We start from the raw sequence: 13,365 nt of genomic DNA on the forward strand, positions 1-13,365 counted from the left end.
GTCACTCCTATTCTTTGACTAAATGCATTCGTTCAAAAGGCCAATAAACAAGATTAGTTTTCCCAACAATTTGATCGATACTTATTAATCCAATTGAACGACTATCGGTTGAATTGCTACGATTATCCCCTAAAACCAATACATACCCTTCCGGTATAACATTATGGTGACCCGGTAACATCTCTAATGTAAAATCATTCGTGATGATCGGATAAACAATCGGCGTATTTTCATTATGGTGAAGAAATGGCTGATCTACTTTTTCTCCATTAATATACAAGATGTTATCCTTTACCATTACATGTTCTCCAGGAAGTCCAATGACACGTTTTATAAAATCTTTTTCCTCTGATGCATGAAAAATAACAATATCAAAACGGTCGGGATCCTTAACATAATATATAAATTTATTAACAATCATTTGGTCACGGTCGTAAAGAGTTGGTTGCATGGAGGGCCCATCAACAATTATTGGGGAAAAAAAGAACTTTCGAATTATTAATGCTAAAATGAGTGCAATAATAAATATCTTCAGCCAATCCGAAGATTCATCTGTACCTCTATTGGATGACATATTTTCCCCCTCCATTAATACATTTTATATCTTCCATTATTGTAATGTAGCAAGAATGATTTTGCCAATAATTATAATAACGTCATATAAATGTAAAATAAATGATGTAAAAACAAAACAATTTGACGATAGTTTGTAAATTATCTTTTTTTTAATGATTGAGCGCCTATATTACCAAAAAAGGAGCTTGCACATAGCATAGCTCCTTTTTCTTGTATTTATTATCTTCTCTCTTTAATACGTGCCGCTTTACCGCGTAAGTTACGGATATAGTACAATTTAGCGCGACGTACTCGTCCACGACGTGTAACTTCAATTTTATCAACACGTGGTGAATGTAATGGGAAAGTACGCTCCACACCTACACCGTAAGAAATTTTTCTTACTGTAAATGTTTCATGAATTCCACCATTTTGTCTTTTAATGACGATCCCTTCAAAAATCTGAATTCTTTCTCTCGTTCCTTCTACTACTTTAGCGTGAACTTTTACAGTATCACCAGGACGAAAATCAGGATGGTCTGTACGCAATTGATCTTTTGTAATCTCTGAAATTAGATCTTGCATGTTCTTTCACTCCTTCCAAACTAATGCTCTTACCTTAAAAAGTAGGTAGCGGAACATCGTTTTCAAGCTTAAACGAATTAAGCACATTTTATAATATACCATAAGATTGGTAAGGTAACAACTAAAATATATACAAATAATTTTAAAAGAAAATTATCATACGATATAATCGATTCTTCAACTAAGCAGTATTAAACAAATCCATTATTCATCATTTTTTATCTCTTCCAATAAACGCAATTGTTCTTCGTTTAACTGTAAACTTTCAAGTAAATCTAGTCGGCGTTCATACGTTCTTCTTAGGGATTCCTTCATCCGCCAACGATCAATCTCGGCATGGTGACCTTGTAATAAAACATCAGGAACCCTCATCCCTTTAAATTCAGCTGGTCTTGTGTAGTGAGGATGTTCTAAAAGACCAGTCGAAAACGAATCTTCTTTAGCCGATTCGGTATTCCCTAATACGTTTGGAAGTAGTCTAACGACACTATCAACTACAACTAAGGCTCCTATTTCTCCGCTTGTTAAAATATAGTCACCGATTGATATCTCATCTGTTACTAGAGATGTTCGAATTCGTTCATCATAGCCTTCGTAATGGCCGCAAATGATAATAAGATGGTCTTCTTCAGCTAATTCCTCCGCTTTCTTTTGTGTATATGTTTCTCCTTGAGGACACATTAAAATGACACGAGGAGTTGTCTTTTTATCTTTCGTAATATGTTCTACAGCATTAAAAATTGGTTGGGGAGTTAATACCATACCTGCTCCTCCACCATATGGATAATCATCGACTTTTTTATGTTTATTCGTAGAAAAATTTCGAAAGTTAATTAGGTTATAGTTAAATTGCTCTTTCTCTATTGCTCTTTTTAAGATAGAACTATTAAATGCCCCATCAAGCATTTCTGGAAATAATGTTAAAATATCAATTTGCATCAATCTATTAATCCTTCCATTAATTCTATTATAACCTGTTTTCCTTCCACATTTACGTCTTTTACAACCGGTTCAATATAAGGTATTAAAATTTCTTGATTGTTTTTTCCCCGAATCACCCATACATCATTTGCACCGGGAGATAGGATAGATTCTATTATACCTATTTCTTCTCCCTCTGTAGTAACAACATTACAACCTATAATTTGATGATAATAGTATTCATTTTCTCCTAAAGGTTCTTGTTGTTCTTCTTTTATTTTTAATTCTACCCCTTTTAAATGTTCAACATCGTTAATCGATTCATATCCTTCAAATTGAAGTAATAAAAAGCCTTTATGTAATCGCATTCCAGCTATTTTTAACGTAATTAATTCATCATCATGATTAGTTAAATAGACTGTTGATCCAAGTTTAAATCTCTCTGGGAAGTCAGAAATCTGTTTTACTTTTACTTCTCCTTTAATTCCATGGGTATTTATTATTTTACCAATTACAAACATATAATCACCTATTTATTATCAATTCTTTCCACAATATTGTCTTTAATTACAATCGACTGATTACCGACTAGCTCTTCCCAATTCGCCCCAACTTTAACGTCGATAATTGCATCAACTTCCTGTTCAATAATCTCACTACCAATATCTAATAAATCTAATTGGTCCAATTTAAAGTCTAAAATAGTTATTTTATCTTTACGAGCGGAAATCTCGTGTTCAAAGCGTTCCTTAATATTATGCTTAGAATTACCCAACTTGTTTATAAGTTTTCTTTGTTCAAACAGTAATTGTTGACATTCCCGTTCTAACTGAATTTTATTTTGTTCAAATTTTTTTCGTAAGTTATCTTTACTCTTTTCTGTTATCACTTGTTTGATCTGAATTCTCTTAATAATTTGCATCTTTGATCCTCACTCTCTAACAGAATTCTAGAAAATGCAAAAAATATCGATCATTGACAGTATGACATAAATGATGGGGATGTAAACTACATGTAGAGTTAATCGATAATTTTTTTGGGGAGTTAAAATTGAGGAAATAAAATACGAGGGAAAAGGTAATCCTTTTCCCTTGCAGTTTTACATTATATCCAAATAAACCCGTTTATTAGTTTCTTGGCGGGCAGAATAGACAATTGTACGAATGGCTTTAGCGATTCTGCCATTTTTCCCAATCACTTTTCCGACATCGTTCTCGTTAACAGTTAAATGGTATACAATCTTGTTATCTTCTTCCCGTTCATTCACTACAACATCCTCTGGATGATCTACTAACGGGGTCACGATTGATTCAATTAAAAGTTTCATGTAATCACACTACTTTACTATTGATTTTTCGCATCGTGAAATTTTTGCATAATGCCTTGTTTAGAGAATAAATTGCGTACTGTATCACTTGGTTTTGCACCTTTTTTCATCCAGTCTAACGCTTTTTCTTCATCAATGTTAACTGCTACTGGATCTGCTACAGGGTTATATGTTCCAATTTGTTCAATAGAACGTCCGTCACGTGGTGAACGAGAATCTGCTACAACAATACGGTAAAAAGGGTTTTTCTTTGCACCCATTCTTTTTAAACGAATTTTAACTGCCATACTTACACCTCCTATGTTTCATCTAGCACCTTACTTATAGTAACATGGATCATTTTATCTGTAAAGTGTTTTTACATGACAGGCTACATAAAAGGTAATTGGAACCCTTTCCCTTTTTTACCTTTCTGCATATTAGTCATCTGTTTCATCATCTTTTTCATCTCGTTGAATTGCTTCAGCAAACGATTTACTTGGGATACATTGGTCCCTGATCCTTTAGCAATTCTTCTCTTTCTACTAGCATTCATAATTGATGGATCTTGCCGTTCCGCTTTCGTCATTGATTGAATGATTGCCTCTACGTGGACAAGTTGCTTTTCATCGAATTGAATGTTTTTCATCCCCTTCATCTTGTTTGCTCCAGGGATCATTGCCAATAAGTCCTCCAGTGGACCCATTTGTTTCACCTGACTCATTTGGTCAAGAAAATCATCGAATGTAAAAGACATTGTCCGCATTTTCTCTTCTAACTGTTTGGCTTTCTTCTCATCGATATTTGCTTGTGCTTTTTCAATAAGTGTTAGAACATCCCCCATACCAAGGATCCGTGATGCCATCCGTTCTGGGTGAAATTCTTCCAGCTCATCTAACTTCTCACCCATACCGATAAATTTAATCGGTTTATCTGTAACAGCTTTAATCGATAATGCTGCTCCACCACGAGTATCACCGTCGAGCTTTGTTAACACTACTCCTGTTAAATCCAGTTGTTCGTTAAAACTTTCTGCAACATTCACAGCATCTTGTCCTGTCATTGCATCAACAACAAGAAAGATTTCATCTGGTTTAACGGCGTCTTTTACTTCGGTGAGCTCTTGCATTAATTCACCATCAATGTGTAATCTCCCTGCAGTATCAATTAACACATAGTCTAAATGTTCTTCCTTAGCATATTCAATCGCTTTTTTACTAATTTCAACAGGACTTACATCTGTCCCCATCTCAAACACAGGCATATCCAATTGCTTACCGAGTGTTTGCAGCTGCTTAATCGCAGCCGGACGATAAATATCACATGCAACTAGTAATGGACGCTTGTTATATCGTTTTCTTAGTAGATTAGCTAATTTACCTGTTGTCGTTGTTTTACCCGCACCTTGTAGTCCTGACATCATAATGACAGTGGGAGGTCGATCACTTGCGGCAATTTTGCTTTGATCCCCACCCATTAATTTTGTCAACTCTTCTTGGACTATTTTAATAACTTGTTGACCTGGCGTTAAACTTTCCATTACTTCTTGACCAATAGCTCGTTCCTTAATCTCATTAATGAAATTTCTTACTACTTTGAAGTTAACGTCAGCTTCAAGAAGAGCAAGTCGTACTTCCCTCGTCATTATTTTTACATCTTGTTCACTTACTTTTCCTTTACCTGTTATCTTTTTTATCGTTTCTTGTAAACGACTTGATAATCCTTCGAATGCCATAGAAGGTATCCTCCTAGTCTATTTTCTGTATCTGATCGATTAAGATAATTAGTTCTTCTGAACGTTCCATTTTAACAACTTTTTCTTTTAATTGAGATAAGAGTTCTTGACGTCGAAGAAATTTCTCATATAATTTAAGAGTTTCTTCGTACGAATTTAGTAATTGTTCCGTCCTTTTAATGTTATCATAAACAGCTTGTCTTGACACGTTACTATCACTTGCAATTTCTCCTAAAGAATAATCTTCACGGTAGTATAATTCCATGTACGTTTTTTGTTTATCAGTGAGCAATAAATGATAGAAATCATATAACATATTGATTCTTGTCGTTTTTTCAAGCATGTACTCCATCCTTTAATTATCTTCTTCCAACATGTCAGCAAATAGGCCATATACAAATTTATGAGCATCAAATTGTTTCAAATCATCAATGCCTTCACCAAATCCAACTAATTTCACCGGTATGTTTAACTCATTTCGAATCGCTAGAACAATTCCACCTTTTGCTGTACCATCTAACTTAGTAAGAACGATGCCTGATACTTTTGTAGCATCTGAAAAAGTTTTGGCTTGACTAAGTGCATTTTGTCCCGTCGTACCATCTAATACGAGTAAAACTTCATGGGGCGCATTTGGAACTTCTCTTTCAATTACACGGTGGATTTTTGCAAGTTCATTCATTAAATTTACTTTATTCTGTAATCGACCAGCTGTATCACAAATTAACACGTCAGCTTTACGCGATTTTGCAGCTTTAATCCCATCGAAAATAACTGCAGCAGGATCACTTCCTGCTGATTGTTTAATGACTTCGACTTCCGCCCGTTTCCCCCATTCTTCCAGCTGTTCAATCGCACCAGCACGAAACGTATCACCGGCAGCCAATACAACGTTTTTTCCTTCGTTTTTTAATTGAGCTGCTAACTTTCCAATGGAGGTTGTCTTCCCTACTCCATTCACACCTACAACAAGAATTACTGTCAATTCATCGTTTTGAATATTTAACTTTTCAATCGACTCATCATCATCTCCATAGTAGATTTCAACCAACTTTTCGGAAATAACGTCTTTAACTTCAATTGTATCTTTAATATTTCGGCGTTTAACTTCGAACTTTAATTCATCGATTAAATCCATGACGGTTGATACACCAACATCGGACATGATAAGAGCTTCTTCTAGTTCTTCAAAAAACTCTTCATCAACTTGTCGATAACGGGCCATTAAATCATTTAATTTATTCGTAAATGATTGTCGTGTCTTTTTCATTCCCTCTTTATAGGATTCAGTTTCTTCTACATTTTTGCTAAATCTATTTTTAAGTCGATTAAAAAAACTCATACTGTAACTTCCTTTCTATCCCTTATGTTGCTTTTACTAAATCACTTGTATCTTCAAGCTTTACAGAGACGAGCCTTGAAACTCCCGATTCTTGCATTGTCACTCCGTATAGCGCGTCTGCTTCTTCCATTGTTCCTTGTCTATGTGTAATAACAATGAACTGCGTATCTTTACTAAAGGTTTTCAAATAACTTCCGAATCTGGCGACATTAGCCTCATCTAGTGCAGCATCTACTTCATCCAGAATACAAAAAGGTACTGGTCGAGCTCGTAAAATAGCGAAAAGAAGGGCAATTGCTGTTAAAGCTCTTTCACCACCAGATAGCAAACCGAGCGTTCTTAACTTTTTACCTGGAGGTCTAGCAACGATCTCGATGCCAGTCTCTAAAATATTATCTGGATCAGTTAGCGTAAGTTCGGCATGACCGCCGCCAAATAACTGTTTAAAGACATCCGTAAACGCTGTCTGTATTTCTGTAAACATACCGGTAAATCTACTCGTCATTTCTTTATCCATCTCTTGAATAACAGAATACAATGTTTCTTTTGCTTCTACTAGATCTTGCTTTTGTTCAGATAAAAAGACATACCGTTCAGATAATCGCTCATATTCTTCAATCGAACCTAAATTTACTGTACCTAGTTGTTTAATTTCTTGTTTTATTGCTTTTACTTGTTGAGAGGCTACCTGGACATCTTGAACTTTCTCATATTGTTGTGCCGCCTTTTCGTACGTCATCGTATATTCCGTCTGTAAAAGAGATAAATGATTCTCTAATGATACATCTAACCTGTTCGCTTGCACTTCTTTATCTTGAACTTTACGAACAAAGTCCTCATGTAACTTATATATTTGCCTTATCTCTCTTTCTTCATCCTCAGATAATTGAACCTTTTGATCCCGTTCTACTCTTTTATTATCTATCATCTGAGTAGTCTCTTCACGTTTCTCTCGTTGCAAGAGAATACGTTGCATCAAATCATTCTCTTTGTTTTCAGATTGCTCCAGTTCATCTAATTCATTCAGTTGGGCATCGATTTGTTCCAATTCATCTCTATGTTCACTAAGTTGGTTGGAAAAATTATGTATTCTATCCTCAACACTCTTTTTCCTTTCTTCTAATTCTGCTAATTTTACTTGCAACTCATGTAATCGTGTCTCAAGATTTCTTTTGTTATCTTCTATATTTTTTTCCTCAGCAGTTCGTTTTTCAATTCGTTGTTCTGTTGCTTTAATTTGATTGTTTACTGTTTCTAATTTTTGTTGTATTTCTTTCAAGTTAACATGAAGATTACTTGTATATTCCTTTTCTTGTTCTTTGCTTATACGATAAGATGCTAATTCATCAGTTATAGACTGACATTTAATAGCAATATCATTATGTCTTGCCTGTTCACCTTCTAGATCTTCTTTTAATTTCTTAAGCTTTGCTTCTAATGTTGTTATATTCGCTTCATCATCTGCAATCATTTCTCGTTGTACATCTATTTCTTTCATAAAAGATTCTTTTCGTTTTGTAAACTGTTCCAACTTCTCTGTTAATAAGGTTATCTCTTTTTCCCTAGTAAACAATGATTGATTAGCTTTTCTTTTTGCACCTCCAGACATTGATCCGCCTGGATATACAACATCCCCTTCTAACGTAACAACACGAAATTTTCTGTTCGTCAATCTTGCCAGTTGATTAGCGCATTGTAAGTCAGTAGCTAAAATGACGTTGCCCATTAAATGCTCTACTACTTTTTGAAACTCCGGTTCTACTTTTACTAAATTACTAGCAATACCGATAAATCCTTGCTGTTTATCTAATTGAGTACAAATAGATGCAGGGATCTGCCTGGCTTCGATAGATTCTAAAGGCAAAAACGTTGCCCGACCTTTGTTTTCTTTTTTTAACCAATGTATGACATTTCTCGCAACTTCATCGTTTGGCACAACTATATATTGAGCTTGTGCCCCTAAAATAGTGTCTATAGCTGTCATATAATCTGTAGGAACATCAATTAAATCAACGACAGCCCCATGAATTTCGGTCAAAACATCTTCCTTACTTGCCTTGAGAATTTCCTTTACTCCATAAAAGAATCCTTGAAAGCTATCTTTCATTTCTTCTAACATTTCTTTTCGCGAAATGATCTTAGCTATTTGTTCATTACCTTCGTACAGCCTTTTTTGCATCTCTTCAAAAGTAGTCCGGGATGTTAGGACTTGATGTTTTACATGCTCAATTTCTTTTTCTGTAACAGTTATTTTATCGATAAGGGATGTAATATTAGTTTCCGATTGATGGAGACTTGTAATTAGTGTTTGTTCCTGTTTCTGAAGTCGTTCATAATCAACGGATTCATCTTTCGTCTTATTTTCGGCAGTCTCTAATTGTCTTTTAATTGTATTTAAATCACTTTGTAAAACTGCTTGTTTATTTAGATGTTCAATATAGTCTGATTTTAGATCTTCTATTTCTTCTTTAATTTCGTCAAGACCTTCATAAAGATTAGATTCAATTTGTTGAATCTCATCAGTTGCTTTCATGATTGTATTGTTTACTTCCGCTAATACAGTCTTCTCTTGTTGAATATGTTGTTCAATCTCGTTAATCCGTTCCATTTTCAATGTTTTTTCCTGAATTAACTTCTGTTTATTTTCAGATAAATGTTTAAACCGCTCTTTTAAAACATTTCTCTTTCCTTCAAACTGTTCAAGCTGCTCTGTTACAACTACCAGTTCATTTTGCAAGGATGTAATTTCATTATCAAGTTGCTGTATTTTTTGGCGTTCTTCAGTTAACTCTGCTTCTCTTTTTTGAATAGCAGTTTTCTTTTCTACTTCTAATAATTTCTCTTTTTCAATTTCTTCTAATAAGAGTTTCCATTTTGAGTGTAATTGCTCTATTTCTGTTACTAATAATGCAATTTCATTTTTTTTCAGATCAGCTTTTTTTGCTTTATACTCTTTTGCAACAGAGGCTTGTTTTTTTAACGGTTCAATTTGCTGTTCAATTTCATGGATGATATCTTCTACACGGTCTAAGTTATCTTCCGTTTCCGTTAATTTAAATTTAGCTTGATTTTTACGTTGTTTGTATTTTAATACCCCTGCCGCTTCTTCAAATATAGCTCTTCTTTCTTCTGCTTTAGAACTTAAAATCTCATCTATTTTTCCTTGTCCAATGATAGAAAAAGATTCTCGTCCAAGTCCGGTATCCATAAACAAATCGACAATATCCTTTAAACGACAAGATTGTTTATTAATAAAAAATTCACTTTCACCAGACCGATATACTCGTCTAGTTATATTGACTTCATGAAAATCAATTGGTAATTTTTCTCCATCATTATTTAAAACAAGTGAAACTTCGGCAAAATTTAATGCATTTCTCGTATCACTACCTTGAAAGATTATATCTTCCATCTTTTTTCCCCGTAATGATCTAGCCGATTGTTCTCCTAATACCCAGCGAACAGCGTCAATAATATTACTTTTCCCGCTTCCATTTGGACCAACAACTGCTGTCACTCCTGAAACGAATTCTACTTGAATACGTTCAGCAAAGGATTTAAATCCAACCGTTTCTAAACGCTTTAAAAACATATTCATTCTCCTTATTTAAAAGCTAGACTAATGAAAGCCGTTGTCGAATTAATTTAGCAGAAGTGAGAAACATTCCTATCTGCATTGTGAAATTTTTGTTATCTTTTTATTTCGTTTCTAAAAGATTTAAAAGGGTTGTGTTATTATATCTATCATTGTAAACTAAAACTATACTATTTTATATACTTATTGATTATACTGTGAGGTGCTTGAATGGATCTTGATAAACCGTCACCGGAAAACTTGAAATACCTCCTTGAACAATTAGGAGATAAATTAGGTGTCGCGAATAGAATATTACTCGATGAAAAAGATTATGATTTAAATCGGTACGATGATTTAAAGTTTTTATATGATCATGTTGTAAAGTCAGGTACGTTGAGTCCTGCTGAATCTCATGCATTCATCGATGAATTACGTTCTGTTAGAAAATCCTAACATATGAAAACCTAAAAGTCTGGACACTTTATAAGGGCAAAATTGACTAATCACGTACTCTTTTTCCCTATAAAAGTAGTACAGATTTTTTTATTTCTCATTTTTAGAAAGTTCTTCTAACATTCGTTTAGCAGCAAATTGTTCTGCGGTCTTTTTAGAATTCCCTGTCCCTTTAGTCCGTTTTTCACCATTAATGATTACCTCTGCTACAAATTCTTTACGGTGTGCCGGGCCTTTTTCTTCAATGATTCGATATTGCAACGAATTGCCTCTTTCTTGTTGAATGACTTCTTGTAACTTTGTCTTATAATCCATCACATACGAAAAAGCATCAGTATTTATATTGGGAAAGATATGACGTTCCAAAAAGGCTTGACATACATTCATTCCTTGATCCAAATATAACGCGCCTAAAAAGGCTTCAAAAACATCTGCAAGCAATGCCTGCCGTTTCCTGCCTCCAGTTCTTTCTTCCCCTTTACCTAATAAAACATATTGACTGAATTCAAGTATTTCTGCAAAATGGAATAAAGATTCCTCACAAACGATACTTGCTCTTAATTTTGTCATTTCACCTTCAGTCATTTTGGGAAATTTATTATATAAGTAGTCAGAAACAGCAAGTTCAAGGACTGCATCTCCTAAAAACTCCAGTCGCTCATTGTCAGCTAAATGCTTTCTATGATGCTCATTCACATATGATGAATGTGTAAAAGCCTGTATCATTAATTTTTTGTTAGAGAGAGTGATATTTAATGCTCTTTCTAGCTCTGCTACATCCATACGTGTGCTCCTTCTTTAAATAAAGTGAAAAGTCCCGCACATGCGAGACTTAAATTTGTGGTAGTTACAAAGTGCTCTTATGTATACTACTAATATTTTGTATAATAACAGTTTTTATACGTAAATTACTGCTTGTCTTCTATATAGTTAACAGCATCACCAACAGTGTTGATGTTTTCAGCTTCTTCATCAGCAATTTCAAGATCAAACTCATCCTCTAATTCCATGACAAGTTCAACAACATCTAATGAATCTGCTTCTAAGTCATCTCTAAAAGAGGCTTCCATTGTAATTTGTGACTCTTCCACGTCTAGTTGTTCAACAATGATTTCTTTTACTCGTTCAAATACGTCTGACATTTCTTTCACCTCCCTTCAATAGTATATGTGAAAATAAATAAAATTACTAGTTAAAATCTACTTACATAACCATACCACCGTCTACGTGAATCGTCTGTCCTGTAATATATTTCGATTCGTCTGATGCCAAAAAGCAAACAACATTTGCAATATCTTCTGGTTCACCTAGCTTCTCTAGTGGTATCGTAGCTAAAATTGTATCTTTTTGTTCATCTGTCAAAATATCTGTCATATCAGTGGTAATAAAACCAGGAGCAACAGCGTTAACTAAAATGTTTCTAGTAGCCAGCTCTTTTGCAGTTGATTTCGTTAATCCAATTAACCCTGCTTTTGCTGCAACGTAATTCGCTTGTCCCGGATTTCCGCTCACACCAACAATTGAAGCGATATTAATAATTTTTCCGTAACGTTGCTTCATCATTTGTCTCGTTACTGCTTTTGTACATAAGAAAGCACCTTTTAAATTCGTCTCAATTACTTCATCGAATTCGTCTACTTTCATACGCATTAATAGGTTATCTCTAGTGATCCCAGCATTGTTCACTAGTATATCCAGACGACCAAATTCTTTTACAACTTCTTTAATCATTTTTTTCACTTCATCTTCGTTCGAAACATTCGCTTTAATTTTAATCGCTTTAACACCTAATGTTTGCAGCTCTTCGACAACTTCAGTCGCTTTCTGTTCATTTCCTGCATAATTAACTGCTACATGGACACCTTTTTTTCCTAATTCAATCGCTATAGCTCGTCCAATTCCTCGTGACGAACCAGTTACTAACGCTACCTTGTCATGCAAAGACATATTATGCATCCTCCTTATACCACGTTAAAAATGCAGATAAAGAAGCAGAGTCTTCGACTGCAAATGTTTTTACTTTTCGATCTATCTTCTTAACTAATCCACATAATACTTTACCTGTACCTACCTCAACAAATGCGTCTATATCTTCGGACAACATGTTTCGAATCGATTCTTCAAACCGTACAGGGGAGTATAACTGTTTAATAAGTAACTGTTTTATTTCATTTTTATTTACTACTGGTTTTGCTGTAACATTTGCATATACAGGAACATTGGCATTTTCTACATCGACATTGTTCAATGACACCTGAAATTCATCATTAGCAGGCTGCATTAATCGAGAGTGAAAAGGGCCACTTACATTTAACGGTAACACTCGTCTAGCACCAGCTTCTTTTAATAAAGTTTCTGCTTGTTCGATCCCGCCTTTAGATCCAGAAATAACGATCTGACCAGGGCAGTTTAAGTTAGCAATATCAACAACTTCATTTTCAACGATTTTCTCCAATTCTTTTTCAATGGATGCTTCATCCATCCCTAGAACAGCTGCCATCGTTCCTTTTCCCTTTGGAAATGCTTGTTCCATCAATCTGCCTCTTGTAGCGACTAGAGGTAGCGCTTCTTCTAACGTAATTGCTTGTGCTGCAACTAAAGCACTGTATTCTCCTAAACTATGACCAATCGTCGCAACTGGTTGAATATTTTCTTTTGCCAATAACGTAAAAGCGGCAATACTACTTAATAATAAGGCTGGCTGTGCATTTTCTGTTTCAGTTAATGCTTCTGCCGGACCTTGAAACATAAGATCTGTAATATTTTTATGTAAAACCTCATTTGCTAATATATATAATTGCTTTACTTCTTCGTGTTGGTTATAGAAGTCTTTTCCCATGCCGACCACTTGTGAGCCTTGACCAGGAAACATAAGAGCAATCTTTTTCATA

The 13,365-nt window shown here is 34.6% G+C and carries 16 protein-coding genes; 1 reads left to right on the plus strand and 15 read right to left on the minus strand.

The features are described 5' to 3' along the window. Positions 1-7 precede the first annotated feature (7 nt). The 11 genes from lepB to smc all read right to left on the minus strand — a co-directional run bounded on the left by lepB (position 8) and on the right by smc (position 10,036). Positions 8-574: a signal peptidase I gene (gene lepB, locus SPD48_RS13220; protein WP_336258601.1), complete on the minus strand. Its 567-nt coding sequence runs from the start codon at positions 572-574 to the stop codon at positions 8-10. Positions 575-795: 221 nt separating this feature from the next. After that, positions 796-1,140 carry a 50S ribosomal protein L19 gene (rplS, locus tag SPD48_RS13225; protein ID WP_336258602.1) on the minus strand — a complete coding sequence of 115 codons (345 nt, stop codon included), beginning with the start codon at positions 1,138-1,140 and terminating at the stop codon, positions 796-798. 204 nt (positions 1,141-1,344) lie between these two features. Further along, a complete protein-coding gene (gene trmD, locus SPD48_RS13230) occupies positions 1,345-2,079 on the minus strand; it encodes a tRNA (guanosine(37)-N1)-methyltransferase TrmD (protein WP_336258819.1) in 735 nt (244 codons plus the stop codon). Beyond that, positions 2,079-2,582, minus strand: coding sequence for a ribosome maturation factor RimM (gene rimM, locus SPD48_RS13235; RefSeq protein ID WP_336258603.1), 504 nt, complete (start codon positions 2,580-2,582; stop codon positions 2,079-2,081). Before rimM ends, trmD begins: the two co-directional genes overlap by 1 nt. 8 nt (positions 2,583-2,590) lie before the next feature. Then, entirely contained in the window at positions 2,591-2,983 is a 393-nt protein-coding gene (locus tag SPD48_RS13240; RefSeq protein WP_336258604.1) for a YlqD family protein, read from the minus strand. A gap of 177 nt (positions 2,984-3,160) precedes the next feature. Then, complete coding sequence (locus tag SPD48_RS13245; RefSeq protein WP_336258605.1) at positions 3,161-3,388, minus strand: KH domain-containing protein; 228 nt, start codon at positions 3,386-3,388, stop codon at positions 3,161-3,163. Positions 3,389-3,405: 17 nt separating this feature from the next. After that, positions 3,406-3,675: a 30S ribosomal protein S16 gene (gene rpsP / locus SPD48_RS13250; protein ID WP_336258606.1), complete on the minus strand. Its 270-nt coding sequence runs from the start codon at positions 3,673-3,675 to the stop codon at positions 3,406-3,408. A gap of 83 nt (positions 3,676-3,758) precedes the next feature. Further along, on the minus strand, positions 3,759-5,102 hold the full coding sequence (gene ffh, locus SPD48_RS13255; RefSeq protein ID WP_336258607.1) for a signal recognition particle protein: 1,344 nt from the start codon (positions 5,100-5,102) through the stop codon (positions 3,759-3,761). Between the two features lie 13 nt (positions 5,103-5,115). Next, positions 5,116-5,445, minus strand: coding sequence for a putative DNA-binding protein (locus tag SPD48_RS13260; RefSeq protein ID WP_336258608.1), 330 nt, complete (start codon positions 5,443-5,445; stop codon positions 5,116-5,118). A 12-nt stretch (positions 5,446-5,457) separates the two neighbouring features. Continuing rightward, complete coding sequence (gene ftsY / locus SPD48_RS13265; RefSeq protein WP_336258609.1) at positions 5,458-6,444, minus strand: signal recognition particle-docking protein FtsY; 987 nt, start codon at positions 6,442-6,444, stop codon at positions 5,458-5,460. Positions 6,445-6,466: 22 nt separating this feature from the next. Further along, complete coding sequence (smc, locus tag SPD48_RS13270) at positions 6,467-10,036, minus strand: chromosome segregation protein SMC (RefSeq protein ID WP_336258610.1); 3,570 nt, start codon at positions 10,034-10,036, stop codon at positions 6,467-6,469. Positions 10,037-10,249: 213 nt separating this feature from the next. Here smc and SPD48_RS13275 point away from each other — a divergent pair, with 213 nt between their 5' ends. After that, a complete protein-coding gene (locus SPD48_RS13275; protein ID WP_336258611.1) occupies positions 10,250-10,474 on the plus strand; it encodes a DUF1128 domain-containing protein in 225 nt (74 codons plus the stop codon). 90 nt (positions 10,475-10,564) lie between these two features. Here SPD48_RS13275 and rnc read toward each other — a convergent pair whose 3' ends face one another. The 4 genes from rnc to fabD all read right to left on the minus strand — a co-directional run bounded on the left by rnc (position 10,565) and on the right by fabD (position 13,364). Next, positions 10,565-11,257 carry a ribonuclease III gene (rnc, locus tag SPD48_RS13280; protein ID WP_336258612.1) on the minus strand — a complete coding sequence of 231 codons (693 nt, stop codon included), beginning with the start codon at positions 11,255-11,257 and terminating at the stop codon, positions 10,565-10,567. A 125-nt stretch (positions 11,258-11,382) separates the two neighbouring features. Then, complete coding sequence (gene acpP / locus SPD48_RS13285) at positions 11,383-11,616, minus strand: acyl carrier protein (protein ID WP_336258613.1); 234 nt, start codon at positions 11,614-11,616, stop codon at positions 11,383-11,385. 61 nt (positions 11,617-11,677) lie between these two features. Next, positions 11,678-12,421 (minus strand): 3-oxoacyl-[acyl-carrier-protein] reductase, encoded by a 744-nt coding sequence (gene fabG / locus SPD48_RS13290; protein WP_336258614.1) that lies wholly within the window; start codon positions 12,419-12,421, stop codon positions 11,678-11,680. A 1-nt stretch (position 12,422) separates the two neighbouring features. Beyond that, the gene (gene fabD / locus SPD48_RS13295) at positions 12,423-13,364 is read right to left on the minus strand and encodes an ACP S-malonyltransferase (protein WP_336258615.1); all 942 of its coding nucleotides are present in this window, start codon (positions 13,362-13,364) and stop codon (positions 12,423-12,425) included. Between the last annotated feature and the right edge of the window lies 1 nt (position 13,365).

It is taken from the genome of Pseudogracilibacillus sp. SE30717A (genome assembly GCF_037071985.1).
In the GTDB taxonomy this organism is placed as follows: domain Bacteria; phylum Bacillota; class Bacilli; order Bacillales; family Amphibacillaceae; genus Pseudogracilibacillus.

Bases quoted from the DNA above. Each gene is read 5' to 3' on its own strand.
- lepB (WP_336258601.1), bottom strand. From the start codon at position 574: ATGTCATCCAATAGAGGTACAGATGAATCTTCGGATTGGCTGAAGATA.
- rplS (WP_336258602.1), bottom strand. From the start codon at position 1,140: ATGCAAGATCTAATTTCAGAGATTACAAAAGATCAATTGCGTACAGAC.
- trmD (WP_336258819.1), bottom strand. From the start codon at position 2,079: ATGCAAATTGATATTTTAACATTATTTCCAGAAATGCTTGATGGGGCA.
- rimM (WP_336258603.1), bottom strand. From the start codon at position 2,582: ATGTTTGTAATTGGTAAAATAATAAATACCCATGGAATTAAAGGAGAA.
- SPD48_RS13240 (WP_336258604.1), bottom strand. From the start codon at position 2,983: ATGCAAATTATTAAGAGAATTCAGATCAAACAAGTGATAACAGAAAAG.
- SPD48_RS13245 (WP_336258605.1), bottom strand. From the start codon at position 3,388: ATGAAACTTTTAATTGAATCAATCGTGACCCCGTTAGTAGATCATCCA.
- rpsP (WP_336258606.1), bottom strand. From the start codon at position 3,675: ATGGCAGTTAAAATTCGTTTAAAAAGAATGGGTGCAAAGAAAAACCCT.
- ffh (WP_336258607.1), bottom strand. From the start codon at position 5,102: ATGGCATTCGAAGGATTATCAAGTCGTTTACAAGAAACGATAAAAAAG.
- SPD48_RS13260 (WP_336258608.1), bottom strand. From the start codon at position 5,445: ATGCTTGAAAAAACGACAAGAATCAATATGTTATATGATTTCTATCAT.
- ftsY (WP_336258609.1), bottom strand. From the start codon at position 6,444: ATGAGTTTTTTTAATCGACTTAAAAATAGATTTAGCAAAAATGTAGAA.
- smc (WP_336258610.1), bottom strand. From the start codon at position 10,036: ATGTTTTTAAAGCGTTTAGAAACGGTTGGATTTAAATCCTTTGCTGAA.
- SPD48_RS13275 (WP_336258611.1), top strand. From the start codon at position 10,250: ATGGATCTTGATAAACCGTCACCGGAAAACTTGAAATACCTCCTTGAA.
- rnc (WP_336258612.1), bottom strand. From the start codon at position 11,257: ATGGATGTAGCAGAGCTAGAAAGAGCATTAAATATCACTCTCTCTAAC.
- acpP (WP_336258613.1), bottom strand. From the start codon at position 11,616: ATGTCAGACGTATTTGAACGAGTAAAAGAAATCATTGTTGAACAACTA.
- fabG (WP_336258614.1), bottom strand. From the start codon at position 12,421: ATGTCTTTGCATGACAAGGTAGCGTTAGTAACTGGTTCGTCACGAGGA.
- fabD (WP_336258615.1), bottom strand. From the start codon at position 13,364: ATGAAAAAGATTGCTCTTATGTTTCCTGGTCAAGGCTCACAAGTGGTC.